This is a genomic window from Streptomyces malaysiensis subsp. samsunensis (assembly GCF_024519315.1).
Lineage (GTDB): Bacteria > Actinomycetota > Actinomycetes > Streptomycetales > Streptomycetaceae > Streptomyces > Streptomyces malaysiensis.
The window spans coordinates 77,210-99,082 of record NZ_JANIIC010000043.1 but is presented as its reverse complement, the minus strand read 5'-3'; the positions used below and the strand labels follow the sequence as shown (position 1 = coordinate 99,082).

General features: G+C 71.4%; 17 protein-coding genes. 8 read left to right on the top strand and 9 right to left on the bottom strand.

Going from position 1 to position 21,873, the window contains the following annotated elements; genetic code table 11:
- Nucleotides 1-150 precede the first annotated feature (150 nt).
- Nucleotides 151-411, top strand: a complete 261-nt coding sequence (locus NQU54_RS31170; protein ID WP_257633947.1) for an MFS transporter — start codon at nucleotides 151-153, stop codon at nucleotides 409-411.
- A 43-nt stretch (nucleotides 412-454) separates the two neighbouring features.
- A complete protein-coding gene (locus NQU54_RS31165; RefSeq protein WP_257633946.1) occupies nucleotides 455-1,846 on the top strand; it encodes an FAD-dependent oxidoreductase in 1,392 nt (463 codons plus the stop codon).
- 202 nt (nucleotides 1,847-2,048) lie between these two features.
- Here the strand turns inward: NQU54_RS31165 and NQU54_RS31160 are convergent, their stop codons facing one another.
- A complete protein-coding gene (locus NQU54_RS31160; protein WP_257633945.1) occupies nucleotides 2,049-3,581 on the bottom strand; it encodes a hypothetical protein in 1,533 nt (510 codons plus the stop codon).
- A 43-nt stretch (nucleotides 3,582-3,624) separates the two neighbouring features.
- Nucleotides 3,625-4,731, bottom strand: coding sequence for a uroporphyrinogen decarboxylase (hemE, locus tag NQU54_RS31155; RefSeq protein ID WP_257633944.1), 1,107 nt, complete (start codon nucleotides 4,729-4,731; stop codon nucleotides 3,625-3,627).
- Nucleotides 4,732-4,822: 91 nt separating this feature from the next.
- Here hemE and NQU54_RS31150 point away from each other — a divergent pair, with 91 nt between their 5' ends.
- The 5 genes from NQU54_RS31150 (at nucleotide 4,823) to NQU54_RS31130 (ending at nucleotide 11,329) form a co-directional block, all read left to right on the top strand.
- Entirely contained in the window at nucleotides 4,823-5,554 is a 732-nt protein-coding gene (locus tag NQU54_RS31150) for a DUF3000 domain-containing protein (RefSeq protein WP_257633943.1), read from the top strand.
- A 202-nt stretch (nucleotides 5,555-5,756) separates the two neighbouring features.
- Nucleotides 5,757-6,416, top strand: a complete 660-nt coding sequence (locus tag NQU54_RS31145; protein ID WP_014175686.1) for a response regulator transcription factor — start codon at nucleotides 5,757-5,759, stop codon at nucleotides 6,414-6,416.
- Nucleotides 6,417-6,529: 113 nt separating this feature from the next.
- The gene (locus tag NQU54_RS31140; protein ID WP_099015226.1) at nucleotides 6,530-7,807 is read left to right on the top strand and encodes a ribonuclease D; all 1,278 of its coding nucleotides are present in this window, start codon (nucleotides 6,530-6,532) and stop codon (nucleotides 7,805-7,807) included.
- Between the two features lie 169 nt (nucleotides 7,808-7,976).
- Nucleotides 7,977-9,194, top strand: coding sequence for a thiolase family protein (locus NQU54_RS31135; protein WP_069867186.1), 1,218 nt, complete (start codon nucleotides 7,977-7,979; stop codon nucleotides 9,192-9,194).
- The gene (locus tag NQU54_RS31130; RefSeq protein WP_257633942.1) at nucleotides 9,191-11,329 is read left to right on the top strand and encodes a 3-hydroxyacyl-CoA dehydrogenase NAD-binding domain-containing protein; all 2,139 of its coding nucleotides are present in this window, start codon (nucleotides 9,191-9,193) and stop codon (nucleotides 11,327-11,329) included. The genes NQU54_RS31135 and NQU54_RS31130 overlap by 4 nt, the downstream gene beginning before the upstream one ends.
- A gap of 106 nt (nucleotides 11,330-11,435) precedes the next feature.
- On the opposite strand, the gene NQU54_RS31125 is transcribed toward NQU54_RS31130, so the two are convergent.
- The gene (locus NQU54_RS31125; RefSeq protein ID WP_257633941.1) at nucleotides 11,436-12,488 is read right to left on the bottom strand and encodes a PLL family lectin; all 1,053 of its coding nucleotides are present in this window, start codon (nucleotides 12,486-12,488) and stop codon (nucleotides 11,436-11,438) included.
- Between the two features lie 70 nt (nucleotides 12,489-12,558).
- Here NQU54_RS31125 and NQU54_RS31120 point away from each other — a divergent pair, with 70 nt between their 5' ends.
- Nucleotides 12,559-12,963: an NTP pyrophosphohydrolase gene (locus tag NQU54_RS31120; protein ID WP_257633940.1), complete on the top strand. Its 405-nt coding sequence runs from the start codon at nucleotides 12,559-12,561 to the stop codon at nucleotides 12,961-12,963.
- Between the two features lie 51 nt (nucleotides 12,964-13,014).
- On the opposite strand, the gene NQU54_RS31115 is transcribed toward NQU54_RS31120, so the two are convergent.
- From NQU54_RS31115 to NQU54_RS31090, 6 genes are all read right to left on the bottom strand, one after another.
- Nucleotides 13,015-14,487 carry an amino acid permease gene (locus tag NQU54_RS31115; protein ID WP_257633952.1) on the bottom strand — a complete coding sequence of 491 codons (1,473 nt, stop codon included), beginning with the start codon at nucleotides 14,485-14,487 and terminating at the stop codon, nucleotides 13,015-13,017.
- 251 nt (nucleotides 14,488-14,738) lie between these two features.
- A complete protein-coding gene (gene dxs, locus NQU54_RS31110; protein ID WP_257633939.1) occupies nucleotides 14,739-16,697 on the bottom strand; it encodes a 1-deoxy-D-xylulose-5-phosphate synthase in 1,959 nt (652 codons plus the stop codon).
- Nucleotides 16,698-16,891: 194 nt separating this feature from the next.
- Nucleotides 16,892-18,208 carry a sugar ABC transporter permease gene (locus tag NQU54_RS31105; RefSeq protein ID WP_257633938.1) on the bottom strand — a complete coding sequence of 439 codons (1,317 nt, stop codon included), beginning with the start codon at nucleotides 18,206-18,208 and terminating at the stop codon, nucleotides 16,892-16,894.
- Nucleotides 18,205-18,993 (bottom strand): ATP-binding cassette domain-containing protein, encoded by a 789-nt coding sequence (locus NQU54_RS31100; protein ID WP_069867192.1) that lies wholly within the window; start codon nucleotides 18,991-18,993, stop codon nucleotides 18,205-18,207. Before NQU54_RS31100 ends, NQU54_RS31105 begins: the two co-directional genes overlap by 4 nt.
- Before the next feature lie 118 nt (nucleotides 18,994-19,111).
- Complete coding sequence (locus NQU54_RS31095; RefSeq protein WP_257633937.1) at nucleotides 19,112-20,212, bottom strand: substrate-binding domain-containing protein; 1,101 nt, start codon at nucleotides 20,210-20,212, stop codon at nucleotides 19,112-19,114.
- A 216-nt stretch (nucleotides 20,213-20,428) separates the two neighbouring features.
- Nucleotides 20,429-21,628, bottom strand: coding sequence for an ROK family transcriptional regulator (locus NQU54_RS31090; protein ID WP_257633936.1), 1,200 nt, complete (start codon nucleotides 21,626-21,628; stop codon nucleotides 20,429-20,431).
- Between the last annotated feature and the right edge of the window lie 245 nt (nucleotides 21,629-21,873).

Below are 21,873 nucleotides of genomic sequence, written 5' to 3'. Positions count from 1 at the left end.
GTAGGACTCCCTTCGGAATACCCCCATCAGCGCCACACGGGCGCAATTCACCTGCACAACCAGCTTCATGACATCGGACCGTAGTACGACCACCACACACACGACCGCCACTTCCCCAACGACCATCCGTCCAGGTGACCCACCAGGCAGGTGTTCGCAATTCCCGACGCGCTCCAGCCGATGGCGCACGCGCTGCTGAACGACGTGGTCGACGCGGCCGAACGCGGCGCGGCCTTCGGCCTGTTCAACCTGGTCGGGGAGATCGGCGCGGTGATCAGCCCGGCGCTCGGCGGCACCCTCTTCGACCACTACGGCAGCTGGACCCACGCGGTCTACATCGACGGTGCGCTGATGCTCATCAGCGCACTGCTGTACATGCTGATCCGGGAGCACACCGCGCGCGCCGCATAAGTTGGTGCCCTAAAGCCGGACATCCAGTGGCGGAGGGGCATACATGGCGGCGGCACGACGCATGGTGGTCATCGGAGGCGACGCGGCGGGGATGTCCGCCGCGTCGCGGGCGCGCAGGCTCAAGAGCCGCGGCGAACTGGAGATCCTCGCCTTCGAGCGCGGCCAGTTCACCTCGTACTCGGCCTGCGGCATCCCGTACTGGGTCGGCGGGGTGGTGAACGGCCCCGACGAGCTGGTGGCCCGTACGCCGGAGACCCACCGGGGCCGCGGGATCGACGTGCGGACCAACACCGAGGTCGTCGAGATCGACCTCGCCGAACAGCGGGTCCTGGCCCGGGACCTCGACCCGCGCGGCGAGGACGAGCGCTGGTACGGCTTCGACGACCTGGTCATCGCCACCGGCGCCCGGCCGCGCCGCCCCCGGATGCCCGGGATCGACGCTCCCGGCGTCCACGGGGTGCAGACCCTGGACGACGGGCGGGCGCTGCTGGAGACCCTGGAGTCCACCCCGGTCGAGCGGGCGGTCGTGATCGGCGCCGGATACATCGGGGTGGAGATGGCCGAGGCGCTGATCCAGCGCGGCTGTCTGGTCACCGTCCTGGAACGCGGTGACCAGCCGATGTCCACGCTCGACCCCGATATGGGGCGGCTGGTGCGCGACGCGATGTCGGGGCTCGGCATCGACACCGTGACCGGCGCCGAGGTCACCGAGGTGGTCACGGGCGAGGACGGCCGGGTGCGGGCCGTGGCCACCAAGGTCAGCGAGTACCCCGCCGACCTCGTGGTCCTGGGCCTCGGGGTGGCCCCCGAGACCGGGCTCGCCCAGGAAGCGGGGCTGCCGGTGGGCGATTACGGCGGGCTGCTGACCGATCAGGCCATGCGGGTGCGCGGTTACGACAACATCTGGGCGGGCGGCGACTGTGTCGAGGTCCTCGACCTGGTGTCCGGCCGCACCCGGCACATTCCGCTGGGCACCCACGCCAATAAGCACGGGCAGGTCATCGGCTCCAATGTGGGCGGCGACTACGCGACCTTCCCCGGTGTCGTCGGCACGGCGGTCAGCAAGGTCTGCGATCTGGAGATCGCCCGCACCGGACTGCTGGAGGCCGAAGCGGCCGCCGTGGGGCTGAAGTTCGAGGCGGTCACGATCAAGTCGACCAGCCGGGCCGGGTACTACCCGGAGACCCGGCCGATGACGGTGAAGATGCTCGCCGAGCGGCGCACGGGACGGCTGCTCGGCACGCAGATCGTCGGCCGCGAGGGCGCGGGCAAGCGGGTGGACATCGCGGCGGTCGCGCTCACCGCCGGGATGACGGTGGAGCGGATGACGGCGCTGGACCTGGGCTACGCCCCGCCGTTCTCCCCGGTGTGGGACCCGGTGCTGGTGGCGGCGCGCAAGGCGGCGGCGACCGTAAGGGCGGCGGAGCGCCACTGAGCCCGCGGCGCGCTCTTACGGGGTGTCCGGCGGACCACGCTGGAGCCGCATATCGTTGCGGTGCCGCGGGAAGGGGCGGGGCGCTGAAATCAGCCCCTCCGGCGTTTGAGGAGCGGGGTCCGGGGCGGAGCCCCGGTTTCGGGAAGGGGCGGGGAGGGGAAGGCCCGCCGCAGGCGCCAAGCCCCGTCGCCCCCGCCGCCGATCAGTGCGCGCCGTCGATGATCCGCAGCGCCTCCCTGACCCGCCCGGCCACATGGCGGGGGCAGCTCCACGCCTCCGGGTCGAAGGGCGGCTCGGGAGTGTCGTACTCCCCGGGCGCGTACAGATGGTTGAGATGGGCGCCGTAAGGGTCCTCGTGGAGGCCGAAGTGACGGCGGCCGGCCAGTTCGGCCAGCATCTCCCAGGGGTGCGCGTCATGGGGGCAGGGCCCGGCCGCCGGACCGGTCCGCACCGCGCCGAGGATCGCCCGCAGATCCCGGTGGACGGCCTCGGGCGGCGCCTCCTCGGCGGAGGTCACCGACCAGCAGGCGACCAGCAGCAGCACCAGCCGCTCGCGCGGATCGGCCGGGCCCGCCGCGAACCGCCGCGCGGCCCACAGCCCGGCGTCCTGTGCGGCCTGCCCGTCCCGGCAGCGGAAGCGCAGGGCGTGGGTGAGCCGTTCGATGTCGAGCCGCCCGTCGGGGCGTACGAGCGCCCCGTCCAGGTGGGCGGTGTCCCGGAGGCCGAAGAGCCGTTCCCGGCCGGTGCGCAGATGGTCCAGCGCCTCGCGGGCGATCGCGGCGAGGAAGGCCGGGCACAGCCACGCCTCCAGCGGCGCCGTCTCCAGCTCCTCCCGGTGCCATTGGCGGTAGACGCCCCGGCCGCCGGGGCTGAGCAGATGGATGCCCACGGTGGCCTGCTCCGCGGTGTCCCGGCCGACTTCGGGGTGGTCGCCCTCGCCGTGCCCGCACGACGCGTCGCCGAGACCGGGCAGCACCGCCTCCAGGGCGTCCACCATGGTGTCCAGGACCCGCCGGTCGCGGATCCGGCCGCTGGCGGCGTACCAGCAGGCGGCGTGCAGCACGACCACGAGCCCGGCGCGGTGATAGCCGAGCGGGTTGGCGACCAGGTTCCTGGCGTAGGCCGACAGCTCCTGACCGGGGTCGACGGCCGCGCTCGGGTAGTCCCAGACGATGGAGCGCAGATCCTCGGCGCGGCGCGCGTCGCGGACCGGCAGCCGGGGCGGGATACCGCCCACGCTGCCGGGGGCGATGATGTCCACGGCGACCCGCGCGTACCCGGCGATGTCGCGCGGGCACAGCCACTGCTCCTTGGTGGCGTCGTCCTCCCAGTCGGGGTCCTCGTCCTCGGTCAACCCGTTGGTGAGCAGCGGCAGATCGTCCACGAAGTGGTCGATCCGGTCGTCCAGATCGCTCTCGTACGGATGCGTCCGGTGGGCGCAGGGCGCCTCGCGCAGCCGCCGGTCGGTGGCGTGGAGGGCCTCCAGGGCCGCCGCCGCGACGTCCTTACGGGAGAACCGGCCGATATGCGCGGCCATCATGACCAGCCCGAGCGTCCACGCGTACGCCCCCTCGCCCGCGGGGTCGGCCGCCAGCCGCCGGGCACAGTCCAGGACGGCCCGGTCCGAATCGCCGCCATAGGTCTCGTGGAGGATGCCGTCCCAGTCGTCGACGAAGTGGACACACTCCGGCGACTCCGGCGAATCTGACAGCGCGGTGGCGGGCATGTCGGTCATGCCCCTCACGACGCCACGGGAGATACGCGGGTTCCCCCTTGGTTCAGACCTTCACAGAAGGTGCGCGCGATGCGCTCCTGGTGTGCACATACTCCACGAGGCGGGTGAGCGCGTCCGGGTCGGTGCTGGGCAGCACGCCATGGCCGAGGTTGAAGATATGCCCCTCCAGCCCCCGGGCCGCCTCCAGCACCTCGTCCGCCTTGGCCTCGACGGCCGCGCGCGGCGCGAAGAGCACGGCGGGGTCGAGATTGCCCTGGAGCGCCTTGCCGGGACCGACGCGCCGGGCGGCCTCGTCCATCGGCACCCGCCAGTCGACGCCGACGACATCCGCGCCCGCCTCGCCGAGCAGCCCGAGCAACTCACCGGTGCCCACGCCGAAGTGAATGCGCGGCACACCGTATCCGGCGACGGCGTCGAAGACCTTCCGGGAGGCGGGCAGCACGCTGCGGCGGTAGTCGGCGGGGGCCAGGGCGCCCACCCAGGAGTCGAAGAGCTGTACGGCCGAGGCGCCCGCCTCGATCTGGACCTTGAGGAAGGCCGAGGTGATGTCGGCGAGCCGGTCGAGCAGCGCGGCCCAGAGCGCCGGGTCGCCGTACATGAGCGCCTTGGTGTGCTCGTGGTTGCGCGACGGGCCGCCCTCGACCAGATAGCTGGCGAGCGTGAAGGGCGCGCCCGCGAAGCCGATCAGCGGGGTCGCGCCGAGCTCGCCGATGAGCGCCCCGACGGCCTCGGTGACGTACTTCACATCGTCCGGATCGAGCGGACGCAGACGCTCCAGATCGGCGCGGGTGCGGATCGGCCGCTCGACGACGGGCCCGACCCCGGGCTTGATGTCGAGGTCGACACCGATGGCCTTGAGCGGTACGACGATGTCGCTGAAGTAGATGGCCGCGTCCACTCGGTGGCGGCGCACCGGCTGGAGCGTGATCTCGGTGACCAGGTCGGGCCGCATACAGGACTCGAGCATCGCGGTGCCCTCGCGCAGCTTGCGGTACTCCGGGAGCGAGCGCCCCGCCTGCCGCATGAACCACACGGGCGTGTGGGGCACCGGCTCCCGGCGGCAGGCCCGCAGAAAAGCCGAATCGGCTGTGGCACCGGCCGTGGGGCGGCCGGTCTGCTGCTGGCCCGAGGGCCGCTCACTGGCGCTCATGCCCCAAATCTTCGCACGGGCCGAACGAGTGACCCGCCAACCCGGGTGTTCCTCCCCGGTTAGGGCCCTCACTGCGCCTAGTCTTCCGGGCATGGCAGCGGTTCAAGGACACCTCTCGAACGGTGCTGACGGCCCTGACGGCACGGACGCGGGCGGCGATGACACGCCTCCCGCCTTCCGGCATGCCGTCACCGCGCTGCGCGGTGTGCGGGTACGGCCCGAGGTGGAGCTCGATCCGACCCCACCCCCGCGTCGGCTCGCACCCTACTCGTACGCGCTGGAGGCGGTGGTCACCGGCGCGTCCGGCGATGACGAGGAGCTGGCCGAGGGGCGGCTGATCCTGCTGCACGACCCGGCCGGGCACGACGCCTGGCGCGGCACCTTCCGCCTGGTCACGCTGGTCCACGCGGACCTGGAGCCGGAGATCGCGGCGGATCCGCTGCTGCCGGAGGTGTGCTGGTCCTGGCTCACCGGCGCACTGGAGGCACGCGGTCTGCCCTACGGGGAGCCCAGCGGCACGGTCACCCGGGCGAGCTCGCACTACTTCGGCGCGATGGGCGAACGGGAGCCGTCGACCAAGATCGAGATCCGCGCCTCCTGGACCCCGTCCGACCACCCGCCCCCCGAACCGGCCCGCTCCGGCCCCCGGCGCCGGGAGCCGGCGGGCGAGGGCGCGGCCGAGCGGCTGGTCGTACCGGACACCGCGGGACATCTGGCCGCCTGGTGCGACCTCCTGTGCCAGATCGCGGGGCTGCCTCCGGCGGGCGCCACGGAGGCGGGCGTCGTCTCGCTCCCGCAGCGGAGGGGACCTCAGGCGCGCTGAGCCCCGCAATATTCGGGATGTTCGGGATGTACGGAAAAAGACGCTGAGCTTCCGGATGTCCTGAAAAAGATCAGTCACGATCGATCAGTCGTCCTAATCGCCCGAATTGTTACTCACCAAATCGTGATCTTTCTCTAAAGCCGGGCCCTATCGGTGCCGAAGGACGTTATGACCCGTCCCACCACTTACCCAGGAGGACCTGGTGTCTGTTCTCCTCGAGCAACCGTCCAGCCTGGTCGCCTACCGCCCCAACAAGCCGACGGCCATGGTCGTCGTCGCCGACCCCCGCGTACGTTCCACCGTCACCCGCCACCTCTGGGCCCTCGGGGTGCGCGACGTCATCGAGGCGTCGTCCATCGCGGAGGCCCGTCCCCGCATCGGCAACCCACGCGACATCTGCGTCGCCGATGTCCACCTTCCCGACGGCTCCGGCCTCACGCTGCTGTCCGAGACCCGCGCCGCGGGCTGGCCCAACGGGCTGGCCCTGTCCGCCGCCGATGACATCGGCGCGGTACGGAACGCACTGGCCGGGGGCGTCAAGGGCTATGTCGTCACCGGCACCCGCACCAACCTCGGCATCCCGGGCCGCCCCGGCGCCGCCCCGCTCGGCGCCGCCGCCCGGATGCACCGCCGCCCGCCGGGCGCCCCCGGCCACCCGGGCGGCTACCGGGAGCTGTCGGGCCGCGAGGTCGAGGTGCTGAGGCTGGTTGCGGAGGGCCAGTCCAACAAGGCCATCGGCGTCTCGATGGGCCTGTCCGCGCTCACCGTCAAGAGTCACCTCGCCCGGATCGCCCGCAAGCTGGGCACCGGGGACCGGGCCGGAATGGTCGCGGTCGCGCTGCGCACCGGAATCATCCACTGAGCCGTACCGCCCGCCCGGCCGCCATGCGGCTCTCCATCACCCCCGCGCCCGTCGACGGAACGTTCCGTCGACGGGCGCCCTGCGTACTCTCCGCACACAGCTACCCTTGACAGGTGACCGACGCCCAAGAGACCGCAGCAGAGACGACACTGCGAACCACCGGGGGCGCTCCTCCGGACGACCTCCCCCCGGCGCCGGTCCCCTTGCTGGAGCCGCGTGAGGGCATCCCGCCCGTCACCGCGGACGCGGACGCCCTCGCCGAGGTCATCGCGACCTTCGCCGCGGGCCACGGCCCGGTGGCCGTCGATGCCGAGCGCGCCTCCGGCTACCGCTACGGACAGCGGGCCTATCTGGTCCAGCTGCGCCGGGCCGGAGCGGGGACCGCACTGATCGACCCCGTCGGCTGCCCCGACCTCTCCGGTCTGGGCGCCGTGATCGCCGACGCCGAATGGGTGCTGCACGCCGCGACCCAGGATCTGCCCTGTCTGCGGGACATAGGCATGGTCCCGGCCCGGATCTTCGACACCGAACTCGCGGGCCGGCTGGCCGGATTCGCCCGGGTGGGGCTGGGCGCCATGGTCGAGAACATCCTCGGATACGCCCTGGAGAAGGGCCACTCCGCCGTCGACTGGTCCACCCGCCCGCTGCCCGAGCCCTGGCTGCACTACGCCGCGCTCGATGTCGAGCTGCTGGTGGACCTGCGCGATGCGCTGGAGGAGGAGCTGGCGCGGCAGGGCAAGCTGGACTGGGCGCACCAGGAGTTCGCGGCCATCGCCGCGGCCCCGCCCGCCCCGCCGCGCAAGGATCCCTGGCGGCGTACGTCGGGGATGCACAAGGTGCGGCGGCGCCGGCAGATGGCCGTGGTGCGCGAGCTGTGGACGGCGCGGGACCGGATCGCCCAGCGCCGCGATGTCTCACCGGGCAAGGTGCTGGGCGACGCGGCCATCGTCGAGGCCGCGCTTGCCCTGCCCGCCAACGTGCGGGCGCTGGCCGCGCTCAGCGGTTTCGGCCACCGGATGAACCGGCGTCAGCTGGAGCAGTGGCAGGCCGCGGTGGACCGGGCGCGGGCCCTGCCGGAGGCCGACCTTCCGCAGCCGGGCCAGCCGGTGGCCGGTCCGCCCCCGCCGCGGGCGTGGGCCGACAAGGACCCGGCCGCGGCGGCGCGGCTCTCCGCGGCGCGTGCGGCCGTCACCCAACTGGCCGAACAGCTGAATCTTCCGCAGGAGAACCTGATCGCCCCGGACACCGTCCGGCGGCTGTGCTGGGAGCCGCCCGCCGAGCCGACGACGGATGCGATCGCCTCCGTTCTCGCAGGTCACGGCGCCCGCTCCTGGCAGATCGACCAGGTGACCCCGGTGCTGACGGCCGCCTTGCTGACGCCGCCCGCCTGATGTGACGCGCGTGGACCGGCGGCGGGTGCCACCGGTCCACGGCTGTGACGTTCAACCCTCCGGCGGTGAGGACTGGGCAGCTTGGTTACTCATAAGTAGCATGAGGGTGTGACGGCGCGCCCCGGGCGTGCCCGCAGCAGTGCCATCCCGCACCTGGAGGAGAGCCAACGTGCCTCGTACCGCTAGGGACGTCGTCTTCGTCGACGGCGTCCGGACCCCATTCGGCAAGGCGGGCCCGAAGGGCATCTACCACGAGACCCGCGCCGACGACCTGGTCGTCAAGTGCATCCGGGAGCTGCTGCGCCGCAACCCGGATCTGCCGCCGGAGCGCATCGACGAGGTGGCCATCGCCGCGACGACGCAGATCGGCGACCAGGGCCTGACCATCGGCCGCACCGCGGGCATCCTGGCCGGGCTGCCCCAGTCGGTCCCCGGCTACGCCATCGACCGAATGTGCGCCGGTGCCATGACGGCCGTGACCACCACCGCGGGATCCATCGCCTTCGGTGCCTACGACGCCGTCGTCGCGGGCGGTGTCGAGCACATGGGCCGCCACCCCATGGGCGAGTCCGTCGACCCCAACCCCCGCTTCGTCTCGGAGAAGCTGGTCGATGAGTCGGCCCTGTTCATGGGCATGACGGCGGAGAACCTCCACGACCGGCTGCCGCATATCTCCAAGCAGCGCGCCGACGAGTTCGCACTGCGCAGCCAGGAGAAGGCCGCCAAGGCGTACGCCAACGGAAAGATCCAGCAGGACCTGGTGCCGATCTCGGTGCGCCGCACCTCCCCCGAGGGCGGGGAGCTGGGCTGGGGCCTGGCCACGGCCGACGAGCCGATGCGTCCGGGCACCACGCTGGAGGGCCTGGCCTCGCTGAAGACCCCGTTCCGCCCGCACGGCCGGGTCACGGCCGGTAACTCCGCGGGGCTCAACGACGGCGCCACCGCCTCGCTGATCGCCTCCGAGGACTTCGCCCGGGAGCTCGGCCTGCCGGTGCGGATGCGCCTGGTCTCCTTCGCCTTCGCGGGCGTCGAGCCCGAGGTGATGGGCTACGGCCCGGTCCCGGCCACCAAGAAGGCCCTCGCCAAGGCCGGTCTGTCGATCGAGGACATCGGCCTGTTCGAGATCAACGAGGCGTTCGCCGTCCAGGTCCTGTCGTTCCTGGACCACTACGGCATCGCGGACGACGATGAGCGCGTCAACCAGTACGGCGGCGCGATCGCCTTCGGCCATCCGCTGGCCTCCTCCGGTGTCCGCCTGATGACGCAGCTTGCACGGCAGTTCGAGGAGCGCCCCGAGGTCCGCTACGGCATCACCACGATGTGCATCGGCTTCGGTATGGGTGGCACCGTGATCTGGGAGAACCCGCACTTCGAGGGGAACAAGTGACCAACACCGCAGAGCTTCTCAAGGGGGCGGCAGAGCTGTTCCCGGGCGAGGTCGTGACGCAGGCGCACGTCCGCCACCTCGATCTCCCCCAGGGCGCCGGCCGCTTCGCGCTCATCACGCTGGACAACGGCCTGGACCACACCAAGCCCACCACCTTCGGCCCGGCCTCGCTCGCCAATCTCAACACGGCGATCGACCAGGTCGAGAAGGAGGCCGCGGACGGCGAGATCACCGGTGTCGGCATCACCGGCAAGCCGTTCATCTTCGCCGTGGGCGCCGACCTCAAGGGCGTGGAGCTGCTGAAGCGCCATGAGGACGCGCTGGCCATCGGCAAGGGCGGCCATGACGTCTTCAAGCGGCTGTCGGCGCTCGCCGTGCCCACGTTCGCGTACTACAACGGCGCGGCGATGGGCGGCGGTGTGGAGGTCGGGCTGCACTGCACCTACCGCACCGTCTCCTCGGCGCTGCCCGCCTTCTCGCTGCCCGAGGTCTTCCTCGGCCTGGTCCCCGGCTGGGGCGGCTGCACCCTGCTGCCGAACCTGATCGGCGCCGACCGCGCGGTCTCGGTCATCATCGAGAACTCGCTCAACCAGAACAAGCAGCTCAAGGGCGAGCAGGTCTATGAGCTCGGGATCGCGGACGCGATCTTCGAGGGCGCGGACTTCCTGGAGCAGTCGCTGATCTGGACCGCCTCCGTCCTCAAGGGCGAGCTCGAGGTCGTACGGCCCGAGATCGACCGCGGCGACGCCTGGCACGAGGCCGTGGTGCGCGGCCGCGCCATCGCCGACGGCAAGGTGCACGGGGCGGCCCCCGCCGCCTACCGCGCGCTGGAGATCATCGATGCCGCGCGCAACGGCGACCTCGCCCGGGGCTACGAGGCCGAGGAGAAGGCGCTCGCCGACCTGATCATGGGCAGTGAGCTGCGCAGCGGCATCTACGCCTTCAACCTGGTGCAGAAGCGCGGCAAGCGCCCGGCCGGCGCCCCGGACAAGTCGCTGGCGCGCCCGGTCTCCAAGGTGGGCGTCGTGGGCGCGGGCCTGATGGCCTCGCAGCTGGCGCTGCTGTTCGCGCGGCGTCTGGAGGTGCCGGTCGTGCTGACCGACATCGACCAGGAGCGCGTCGACAAGGGCGTGGGCTATGTCCACGGCGAGATCGACAAGCTGCTGCTCAAGGGCCGGATCAACCAGGACAAGGCCAATCGCCTCAAGGCCGCGGTGACCGGTTCGCTGGACAAGGCCGCCGCCTTCTCCGACGCCGACTTCGTCATCGAGGCCGTCTTCGAGGAGATGGGCGTCAAGCAGCAGGTGTTCGCCGAGGTCGAGGCGGTCGTGCCGGAGCACGCCATCCTCGCCACCAACACCTCCTCGCTGTCGGTCTCCGAGATGGCGTCCCAGCTCAAGCACCCCGAGCGGGTCGTGGGCTTCCACTTCTTCAACCCGGTCGCGATCCTGCCGCTGCTGGAGATCGTCCGCGGTGAGAAGACCGATGACCCGGCGCTGGCCACGGCCTTCGGGGTGGCCAAGAAGCTGAGGAAGACCGCCGTTCTGGTCAAGGACGCCCCGGCGTTCGTGGTCAACCGGATCCTGACCCGCTTCATGGGCGAGATCCAGAACGTCATCGACGAGGGCACCCCGGTCGACGTCGCCGAGCGCGCCGTCGAGCCGCTGGGCCTGCCGATGTCCCCGCTGGTGCTGCTGGAGCTGGTCGGCCCGGCGATCGGCCTGCATGTCTCGGAGACGCTGCACGGCGCCTTCCCGGACCGCTTCACGGTCTCGGAGAACCTCAAGCGCGTGGTCGAGGCGGGCAAGCGCGGCTTCTATGTGCGTGCCGGCGGCAGTTCAGCGAAGCCGGAGCTGGACCCGGAGGTCGCCGCGCTGCTCCAGCAGGGCGACACCGTCCTCTCCGAGGAGCAGGTGCGCGCCCGGGTGCTGGACGCCGTCGCGCAGGAGCTCGGCCTGATGCTCGAGGAGGGCGTCGTCGCCGAGGCGCAGGACATCGACCTGTGCCTGATCACCGGTGCGGGCTGGCCCTTCCACCTGGGCGGCATCACGCCGTACCTGGACCGCGAGGGCGTCTCGGAGCGGGTGAACGGCAAGACGTTCCTGGCTCCGGGCGTGGCGAGCGTCCCGGCGTAGCCGGACGGCGTACGGCGCGGGCGCCGGGCGGGCCGAGGGGTCCCGTCCGGCGCCCGCGCCGTCCCCCGGCCGCTCAGCCGGGCCCTCAGCCCGCCTGCCGCGCCGCTCAGCCGCCTCCCACACGGGTCCAGGCATGGAGGGCCAGCCCGCGCTCGTCGGTCTTCTGACGGGCCACCAGGAGCTTTCCGTCCAGACTCAGCGCGGCCAGCACCACCCCGCCCTGTCCGTCGAGCGCCAGCGCCGGGGTGTGGGCGCCCTGTTCGCCGGTGGGGGTCCACCACACCCCCGCCGCCTCGTCCTCGCTGGGGTGGGCGGCGACCGCCAGCCGGCCGGCCTCGGTGTCCTGGTGGGCCAGAACGGTGCAGTCATGGCCGTCCACCACGGCGCGCACCGCGGCGACCGGGCCGGTGCCCGCCGCCCCGCCAAGCGGCGCGGGGGCCGGGACGTCCGGCCGCCAGGCCAGGAGCTCACCGCTGCGGGCGTCGCGCCAGTAGTGGGTGAGGGTGCCGGGGCTGGTCTCCACCACGGACGCCGAATCAGGCCGGGCGTCGGCGGGGACGTCCTCGCCACGCTTCGGGGCGGCGCCGGGCTTGGGCTGGAACCAGCGCAGCGCCGCGCCCTTCCCGGCCGGTGCGAGCAGTTCGAGACGGCCGTCGGCGGTCGAGGCCGCCGACAGCCCGCCCAGCACCCGCTCGCCCTTCCAGTCGGTCCAGCGCTCCCAGGTGCCCTTGGGGTCCTGCCGCCGCGCGCTCACCCCGCCCCCGGCGTTGCGGACGAAGACGCGGAGGGCGCCGGAGGAGTCAAGCGCCGCGGCCGGGGGGCCGGTGCGCTGCGCCTTGGCGCGGTCCTTGGGGTGCGGGGTGCCCAGGGAGTGCCACGCCGTCAGCGGGCGGCCCGTCTGGAACTGGATGGCATGAACGACGTCGAGGTCGACCTTCGGCCCGTCCTTGCCCTCCGTGCGCCGCAGCCCCACCAGATGGGCGTAGCCGTCCGGCCCTTGAGCGATCGTCACCTGGGACAGCCCGGGGGTCCGGATCAGCCATGGGCCGGTCCATGAAGACCCGCCGGGGCGGTCCTCGGTCCAGCGGGCGAGACCGCCCGTCACCGGTACGTAGGCCGTGAGCCTGCCGTCCTTGCCGCGGAGCAACCGCAACGCCATGGCCCGCCGCCAACCCTTCCCCGAGCCGTTCCATCCGATCGAACGACGTCCATAGTAATTTGCCTGGACTATGGATGGGGTTGTGGTCGTGGATGCCGCCAATGTGGTCGGCTCGGTGCCCGACGGCTGGTGGCGCGACCGGCGCGGGGCCGCCGAGCGGCTCCGCGACCGGCTGGCCTCGCTCGCCGGGACCGGGCTCCCCGGCCGGCCGGGCGTGCCCGGCTGGGCCACCCGCCCTCCGGTGGACATCGTGATGGTGGTCGAGGGCACGGCGCGGGGCGTCGAACCGGTGGCGGGCGTACGGGTGGAGAGCGCGCCGGGCAGCGGCGACGACCACATCGTGGCGGTGGTGGCGGCCCGTGGCGAGGGGCGTCCCTGCCTGGTGGTGACGGCGGACCAGGGGCTGCGGACGCGGGTATCCGCGCTGGACGCGGAGGTGACGGGCCCCCGGACAATCCGCCCGGAGGGGTCGTAGCACCCCGCCCGGAGGGGTCGTAGCACCCCGCCCGGAGGGGGCGTAGCACCCCTACTCCCCGCGCGTCCCCGCCTCGGTCACCCGGCTGTGGCGGCGCCCGTAGAGGAAGTAGACGATGAAGCCGATGGCCATCCACACCGCGAACCGCAGCCAGGTCTCGGCGGGCAGATTGAGCATCAGCCACAGCGACGCGACCACCGACACGACCGGCAGCACCGGCATCCAGGGCGTGCGGAAGGCGCGGGGCAGATCGGGCCGGGTGCGACGGAGGATCAGCACGCCCAGGGCGACCACGACGAAGGCGAAGAGCGTGCCGATGTTCACCAGGGCCGCCAGTTGGGAGATGCTGGTGAACCCGGAGACGATGGCGATGATCACGCCGAGCAGGATCGTCGAGCGGTACGGCGTGCGGAAGCGCGGATGCACCCCGGAGAAGACCCTGGGCAGCAGCCCGTCCCGGCTCATCGCGAAGAACACCCGGCTCTGGCCGAGCAGCAGGATCATGCACACCGTGGTGAGCCCGACCGCGGCGCCGAAGCTGATGACGCCCGCGTAGAAGGGGTGTCCGGTGGCCTTGAAGGCGTCGGCGAGCGGGGCGTCCACGCTCAGCTCGGTGTACTTCTGCATCCCGGTGACCACGACGGACACGCCGACGTAGAGCACGGTGCAGATGAAGAGCGAACCGAGGATGCCCCGGGGCACGTCCCGCTGGGGGTTCCTGGTCTCCTCCGCCGCGGTGGCCACGATGTCGAAGCCGATGAAGGCGAAGAAGACCACGGCGGCGGCGGTGAAGATGCCCTCGACGCCGAAGGTGGTCGGCTGGTAGCCGGACATCAGCTGGATCAGCGGCGCGGTGAGTCCGGAACCCGAGATCGAGCCCTTGGCCTCGGGGATGAAGGGGCGGTAGTTGGCCGGGTCGACGAAGAAGGAGCCCGCGATGATGACCAGCAGCACCACGGCCACCTTCACCGCGACCACCACCGAGGTGACCCGCGCCGACAGCTTCATCCCGAGGACCAGGATCGCGGTGAGCACCAGCACCAGCGCGGCGGAGAGCACATCGAAGGAGAAACCGTGCGCCACATCGGGGCCGGACAGCGCCGCGGGCAGCTCCAAACCGGCGTTGGCCAGCAGCGCGCGGATGTAGCCCGACCAGCCGACCGCGACCACGGCGGTGCCGAGCGCGAACTCCAGCACCAGGTCCCAGCCGATGGTCCAGGCGGGCAGTTCGCCCAGCGAGGCGTACGAGAAGGTGTACGCGGATCCGGCCACCGGGACGGTCGAGGCGAACTCGGCGTAGCAGAGGGCGGCCAGCGCGCAGACGATGCCCGCGACGACGAAGGCGAGGGCGGTCGCGGGGCCCGCCTGCTCCTTGGCGACGGCCCCGGTGAGGACGAAGATGCCGGTTCCGATGATCACGCCGACGCCGAAGACCGTGAGGTCCAGGGCGGACAGGGACCGGGTGAGGGCGTGCTCGGGCTCCTCGGTGTCCTTGATGGACTGCTCGATCGACTTCGTCCGCAGATAGGCCGGCCGGCCCTTGCGACCGGAGCCGCCGCCGGAGCGGCCCTCGGGTTCCCGCTCGCTCACCGATGCCACCTCCACGCCTGCCCGTGCGGGTCATGCTTGTGGCTACCGGTCGGCGGCGAGGGGTACACACTCTGGGCCGCCCCCGATTCACCCGATGGGGGCGGTCCGCGCGACACACGCTGGGCCGGTCGGAGCAGGAAGCGCTCCGACCGGCCCGGACGGGATGGGGGCGGTGGCCCGGTGGCTCAGTCGCGCACCGGCTCGGCCGTCGTCGGGCGGGTCACATCGGCGCCCTGGGAGTCCGCGGCCGCGGACTCGTAGCCGCCGCCGATCCTGGAGACCAGCCCGGTGATCTGCCGGGCGATGTCCGGCGCGGTCAGCCCGATCTCCGCCATGACCTCCTTGCGGGAGGCGTGCTCCAGGAAGCGCGGCGGGATGCCGAAGTTGCGCACCGGCATGTCGAAGCCGCCGTCGCGCAGCGCCTGGGCGACGGCCGCGCCGACGCCGCCGACCCGGATGTTGTCCTCGACGACCACCACGACGCGGTGGAGGTCGGCGAGCACGGGCAGTTCCTCGTCCACCGGCTTGACCCAGCGGGGGTCGACCACAGTGGTGGAAATGCCCTGTTTGTCGAGGAGGTCGGCGATCTCCAGACACATCGGGGCGAGCGCGCCGACCGAGACCAGCAGCACGTCCGGGGCGTTCCCCGCGGCCTCGGAGGGCTCGCGGAGCACATCCATCCCGCCGATCCGGCCCACGGCCGCGACCGCCGGGCCCACCGCGCCCTTGGAGTAACGCACCACGGTCGGCGCGTCCTCCACCGCCACGGCCTCGCGCAGCTGGGCGCGGACCTGGTCGGCGTCGCGCGGGGCGGCGATCCGCAGCCCCGGGGCGACCTGGAGGAGCGACATGTCCCACATGCCGTTGTGCGAGGGGCCGTCGGTGCCGGTGATACCGGCGCGGTCCAGGACGAAGGTCACCCCGCACTTGTGCAGGGCCACGTCCATCAGCACCTGGTCGAAGGCGCGGTTGAGGAAGGTGGCGTAGACGGCGAAGACCGGGTGCAGACCGCCGGTGGCCAGGCCCGCCGCGGAGACGGCGCCGTGCTGCTCGGCGATGCCCACGTCGAAGACCCGGTCCGGGAAGCGCTTGGCGAACTCGGTGAGGCCCACCGGGTGCAGCATCGCGGCGGTGATCGCGACGATGTCCTCGCGCTCCTCGCCCAGCTTGACCATCTCCTCGCCGAAGACCGAGGTCCAGTCGGCGCCGCCCGCGGAGATCGGCAGCCCGGTGTCGGGGTGGATCGGGCCGATGCCGTGGAAGCGGTCGGTCTCGTCCTGCTCGGCCGGGGTGTAGCCGCGGCCCTTCTCGGTGAGGCAGTGCACGATGACCGGGCCGCCGAAACGCTTCGCCCGCTGGAGCGCGGACTCCAGGGCCTCGATGTCATGGCCGTCGATCGGGCCGACGTACTTCAGCCCCAGGTCCTCGAACATGCCCTGCGGGGCGATGAAGTCCTTGAGCCCCTTCTTGGCGCCGTGCAGCGTCTCGTAGAGCGGCCGGCCCACGACCGGGGTGCGCTCCAGGATGTCCTTCCCGCGGGCGAGGAAGCGCTCGTAGCCGTCGGTGGTGCGGAGCGTGGCGAGGTGGTTGGCGAGGCCGCCGATGGTCGGGGAGTACGACCACTCGTTGTCGTTCACCACGATGACCAGCGGGCGGTTCTTGGCGGCGGCGATGTTGTTGAGCGCCTCCCAGGCCATACCGCCGGTCAGCGCGCCGTCGCCGATCACGGCGACCACATGGTCCTGCTTGCCGAGCAGCTCATTGGCCTTGGCGATGCCCTCGGCCCAGCCGAGGACGGCCGAGGCGTGGCTGTTCTCGATGACGTCGTGCTCGGACTCGGCCCGCGAGGGATAACCGGACAAACCGCCCTTGCGCTTGAGCTTGGAGAAGTCCTGGCGGCCGGTGAGCAGCTTGTGGACGTAGGACTGGTGGCCGGTGTCCAGCAGCACCTTGTCCCGGGGCGAGTCGAAGACCCGGTGCAGGGCGATGGTCAGCTCCACCACACCGAGGTTGGGGCCTAGGTGGCCACCGGTCTTGGAGACGGCGTCGACGAGAAAGGTGCGGATCTCCGCGGCCAGCTGGTCGAGCTCCTCCGCAGTGAGCCGGTCCAGATCGCGCGGTCCCGTGATGCGGGTCAGCAGCACCCGTGCCTCCTTGCTTCGAGCGTCTCCATGGAGCTTGCCGGTCCGCCCGAGTCTAATGTTCCGCCCTCCGGCGCAGACCTCCCCCCATGCAATCTCCGTCACGCGTGTTCTTTTCAGCCACCCGTGTGTTCCCCTCAGACGGCTGCCCGGTGCCTCCGCGGAGGCACCGGGCAGCCGGGCGAAGAGGACCGTGGTCAGCCGCGACCCGCGGTGCGTTGTGTCCTGCGCGACACCGAGTCGATGACGACGGCGGCCAGCAGCACTCCACCGGTGATCATGTACTGGACGGAGTTCGCGACGCCCAGCAGGTTCATCCCGGACGAGATCGAGCCGATGACCAGCATGCCGAGCAGCGCCGACCAGACCGAGCCACGGCCACCGAAGAGGCTGGTGCCGCCGATGACCGCGGCCGCGATGGCCTCCATCAGCAGGTTGCCGGTGCCGGCCTGCTGGCTGGCGGAGCCGATCCGGGAGGCGATCATGATGCCGCCGGTGGCGGCCATCAGACCGGCCAGCGAGTAGACCGAGATCCGGATGGCGACAACGTTGATACCCGCGCGGCGGGCGGCCTCGACGCTGCCGCCGAGGGCGATCACCTTGCGTCCGTAGGAGGTGCGGCGGACCACGAAGTCGAGGATCACCAGGACCGCCACGAAGATCACCAGGGCGAGCGGCAGACCCTTGTACTGGTTGAGCCGCCAGGCCGCGGTGAAGAGGATCACCGCGAGCACGGCCGTGCGGACCAGGATCTCGCTCAGCGGCCGCGAGGGGATGCCGACCGCCTTACGGCGCCTGCTGTCCAGGAACTGGACGAGGAAGAAGGCCGCCGTCGCCAGCGCGGCCACGCCGTAGGCGGCGATGAGCTGGCTGAAGTAGTGGGCGGTGAGATCGCGCACGAAGCTGTCGTCCGCGATGCTGATGGTGCCGGTGGTGCCGAGCACCTGGAGCATCAGACCGTTCCAGGCCAGCAGACCGGCCAGGGTCACCACGAAGGCCGGAACGCCTATCTTGGCGAAGAAGAAGCCGTGCACCGCGCCGAGGGCCGCGCCACTGGCGAGCGCCGCGATCACCGCGATCCCCTCGGGCACCCCGTGGTTGACGTTGAGCACCGCCAGGGTGGCCGCGGCCAGACCGCTGACCGAGCCGACGGACAGGTCGATCTCACCGAGCAGCAGCACGAAGACGATCCCGACCGAGATCATGCCGGTGCCGCCGAGCAGGATGGAGAGGTCGGAGAGGTTCTTGGGCGAGAGGAAGGCGCTGTCCTTCCACTGGAAGACCGCCCAGATGATGGCGATGCCGACGATGACCGGGACCACGCCCAGTTCGCCGCTGCGCATCTTGCGGCCGAACTCCGTCAGATAGCCCTTGAACCCCTCCTGACGGACCAGCAGCCGGGGGTCGACGACGGTGACCGCGTCCTTGGCGACGGGGTTGGCGTCGGCCGGGCCGCCCGCATTGTTGCCGCCGTTCGACGGGCCGTCGTTGGTCTGGTGGACGTTCGTGGTCACTTCGCGACCTCCCCGCTACGCGCCTTGCGGCGGGTCACGGCGTTGTCCGTGGCGCCGGTGATGGCGGAAATGATGTCTTCCTGAGAGGTGGTCTTCACATCGAAGGTGCCGTTGTTACGGCCCAGCCGCAGCACCGCGACACGGTCCGCGACGGCCTTGACGTCGGCCATGTTGTGGCTGATGAGGATGACGGCGAGGCCGCGGTCGCGGAGCCGCTCCACCAGGTCGAGGACCTGCGCGGTCTGCTCGACACCGAGGGCGGCGGTCGGCTCGTCCAGGATCACCAGCTTGGGCTCGCCGAGCATCGAACGGGCGATGGCGACGGTCTGCCGCTGGCCACCCGAGAGCGAGGCGATCGGGATCCGCACACTGGGGATGCGGATCGACAGGGTCTGGAGCAACTCACGGGAGCGCCGCTCCATTTCGACCTCGTCGAGCACCCCGGCGCGCAGGATCTCGCGGCCGAGGAAGAGGTTGCCGACGACGTCGATGTTGTCGCAGAGGGCGAGGTCCTGGTAGACGGTCGCGATGCCCAGCTCCTGGGCGTCGTGCGGCCGGGTGACCTGGACGGGCCTGCCCTGCCACTCGATGACGCCTTCGTCGGCGGGGCCGACTCCGGCGATGGACTTGACGAGGGTCGACTTGCCGGCGCCGTTGTCGCCCACCAGGGCGACGACTTCACCGGCGTGGACCTCCAGATCGATGTCGGTGAGCGCCTGGACGGCGCCGAACCGCTTGGAGATCCCGCGCAACGCCAACACGGGTCCGTTCGGCACGATGGCCATCTCCGTTCCGGGCAGGGTGGTCCCTGCTGTGTGACGGAGGGGAGAGGGTGCTCTCCCCTCGGTTGGGGGGTGGGTCAGGGGGGCGGGCCGCCCTCGGGGTAGGGGCGGCCCTGCTCCACTACTTCAGACCGGCCGCTGCGCAGGCCGCCTTGACCTTGGCGGTGCAGATCTGGTCGATCTTGTAGATGCCGTCCTTGATGACGGTGTCCTTGATGTTCTCCTTGGTCAGCGAGACCGGGGTGATCAGCGTCGCCGGGATGTCCTTGTTGGTCGGGCTGTCGACCGTGTTGGACTCGTTGACCTTCTCACCGCGGCCGAGCGCGACGGCCATCTCCGCGGCGGCGGTGGCCTCGTCCAGGTAGGACTTGTAGACGCTCATGTACTGCTCACCCGTGACGACCCGGCGCACACCCTCGATCTCGGCGTCCTGCCCGGTGACCGGGGGCAGCGGGTTGAAGCCGCCGCTCTTGAGCGCGGTGATCGCGCCGCCGGCCATGCTGTCGTTGGCGGAGTAGACGCCGACGATGTTGTCCTTGCCGAGCGAGGAGATGGCGCCCGTCATGGCCTCGTTGGCCTTGTCCGCCAGCCAGCGGTCGACGTCGTACGACTTGCCGATGTTCACCTTGCCCTTGAGGACGGACAGCGCGCCCTTCTTGAACATGGCGGCGTTGGGGTCGGCCTCCCAGCCGTTGAGCATGACGATCTTGCCGCTCTTGGCCTTGTTGCCCAGCGCCTTGAGCAGCGCCTGGCCCTGGACCTTGCCGACCGTCTCGTTGTCGAACGAGGTGTACGCGGAGACCGGGCCCTCGGCGAGGCGGTCGTAGGCGACGACCGGGATACCGGCCTCGTCGGCCCTGCGGACCGAGCTGGCGATGGACTTGGAGTCCACCGAGTCGAGGATGATCGCGTCGACCTTCTTGGTGATCATCGAGTCGACCTGCTGCTGCTGAACCGAGGGGTCCGACTTGGCGTTGACGTACAGGACCTTGCAGTCGGCACACAGGCCCTTGATCTTCTTGGTGACGAACGGCCGGTCGAAGTTCTCGTATCTGGCCGTCTGGTCCTCGGGCAGCAGCAGCCCGATCGTGAGCGGACCGGTCTTCTTCTTGTCGTCCTTGCTGTCGCCGCCGGCCTCCTTCGCCGACCCACAGGCGGCGAGGGCTACCGTCATCGACACCACGGAAGCGGCAAGAGCGACGCGACGCATCGTTGCGTTCATTTGGGGATGACCTCCCTGACGAGGCCGCGTCATTGCGGCCGAGGTGGCTGGAAGTCAACTCGGCCGCCCGCATGACGTCAAGAAGTAAATCCTTAACGAGATGGCAACGGTGCCATTCGTTATCTGAGTGAACGCAGCCGGACAGGCCGGATAGACGGAGCGTGACGGGACAAAGGCGCTCAGGCAACCCCTGGGCCAGCAGCCGCGGCCCGGCGGTCAGGTGAGCGCCGGGGTCCCCGCCGAGAGCGCACCGTCCAGCAGCGTCGAATCTCCCATCTCGCTGAGCACCAGCGCCAGCGCGCCCAGCACCTCGGCCCGGCCGCCGAGCGCCCCGGGCATCACCGACAGCTGATGGGCCGCGCTGGGGATCGCGTACCGCGCGACCGACTCCCGGATCGGGCCCAGCACCAGCTCCCCCGCCTCGGCGAGCTGACCGCCCAGCACCATCCGGCTCGGGTTGATCAGATTGCAGAGGTTGGCCACCCCGCTGCCGATGTGCCGGCCGACGTCCGCGATCACCCGCCGGCAGCCCGGGTCGCCCTCGCGGGCGAGCTGCACCATGCGCTCCACGGTGAGGTCGGCGCCATGGCTGGAATGCAGCAGTGGCAGCACATAGCGGGCCGCGGTGAAGGTCTCCAGACAGCCGCGGTTGCCGCAGCGGCACACCGGGCCCGACTCGTCGAGGGTGATGTGACCGATCTCGCCCGCCGTGCCGCCGGGGCCGCGGTAGATCTTTCCGCTGATCACCAGCCCGGCGCCGACACCGTCGGCGACCTTGATGTACGCGAGGTCGGCGACCCCGCGGCCGGAGCCCCAGACCAGCTCGCCGAGCGCGCCGAGGTTGGCGTCGTTGTCCACGTGCACCGGCACCCCGAGCCGCTGGGCCAGGTCATCGCGCGGATTGGTGCCGGCCCAGCCCGGCAGGATCGCGGTCGAACCCAGCGTGCCGGTCTCCACATCGATCGGGGCGGGCACCCCGAGACCGACGCCGACCACCTTGTCCTGGCTCAGCCCGCTGGCCGTGATCAGCCTGCTGACCAGGTGCTCCGCCCGGTCCAGCCCCTGTGAGGCGGAGGCGTCCACATCCAGCGGCTCGGCCTCCTCGGCCAGCACCTGATGGGCGAGGTTGCCGATGGCGACACGCAGATGCGTATGGCCGAAATCCACCCCCACCACAATGCCCGCGTCACCGCTGAGCGAGACGCTGCGCGCCCGGCGGCCACCCGCCGAGGTGGGGGTGACCTCGACCGTTCCGCCGTCCTTGAGCTCACGCACGATGTTGGAGACGGTGGCGGCGGACAGCCCGGTGGACCGGGCGATCTCCGCCTGGGTCAGCGAGCCCGCCATCCGCACCGCACGGACCACCCGCTCGAGATTGGCCCGGTGCAGCGACGACTGCGATCCCGGAGTCTCCACGCCCATCCACTCCCGCCTTCGCGGGCGGCACGACGGCCGCTCCGCAGGCCGGACCGCAGCAGTGGGGCCCGGCTGTGTCTCCAACATGTGAACTCTAAGCTGAGCCGCCACGGTTGTCCCACGTCAAGTCCCCGACCGCCACGGGACGGCCCGCGACACCGTCCGATACCCACGAACCACACGGCCCCGTCCTTTCCGCGCGGCGGAATGGACGGGGCCGCGAAAAGGCGATCTGCGCGTTTCCC

Excerpts from the sequence above, each read along its gene's own strand:
- NQU54_RS31165 (WP_257633946.1), top strand. The coding sequence starts at position 455 with ATGGCGGCGGCACGACGCATGGTGGTCATCGGAGGCGACGCGGCGGGG.
- NQU54_RS31160 (WP_257633945.1), bottom strand. The coding sequence starts at position 3,581 with ATGACCGACATGCCCGCCACCGCGCTGTCAGATTCGCCGGAGTCGCCG.
- hemE (WP_257633944.1), bottom strand. The coding sequence starts at position 4,731 with ATGAGCGCCAGTGAGCGGCCCTCGGGCCAGCAGCAGACCGGCCGCCCC.
- NQU54_RS31150 (WP_257633943.1), top strand. The coding sequence starts at position 4,823 with ATGGCAGCGGTTCAAGGACACCTCTCGAACGGTGCTGACGGCCCTGAC.
- NQU54_RS31125 (WP_257633941.1), bottom strand. The coding sequence starts at position 12,488 with ATGGCGTTGCGGTTGCTCCGCGGCAAGGACGGCAGGCTCACGGCCTAC.
- NQU54_RS31120 (WP_257633940.1), top strand. The coding sequence starts at position 12,559 with ATGGATGGGGTTGTGGTCGTGGATGCCGCCAATGTGGTCGGCTCGGTG.
- NQU54_RS31100 (WP_069867192.1), bottom strand. The coding sequence starts at position 18,993 with ATGGCCATCGTGCCGAACGGACCCGTGTTGGCGTTGCGCGGGATCTCC.
- NQU54_RS31095 (WP_257633937.1), bottom strand. The coding sequence starts at position 20,212 with ATGAACGCAACGATGCGTCGCGTCGCTCTTGCCGCTTCCGTGGTGTCG.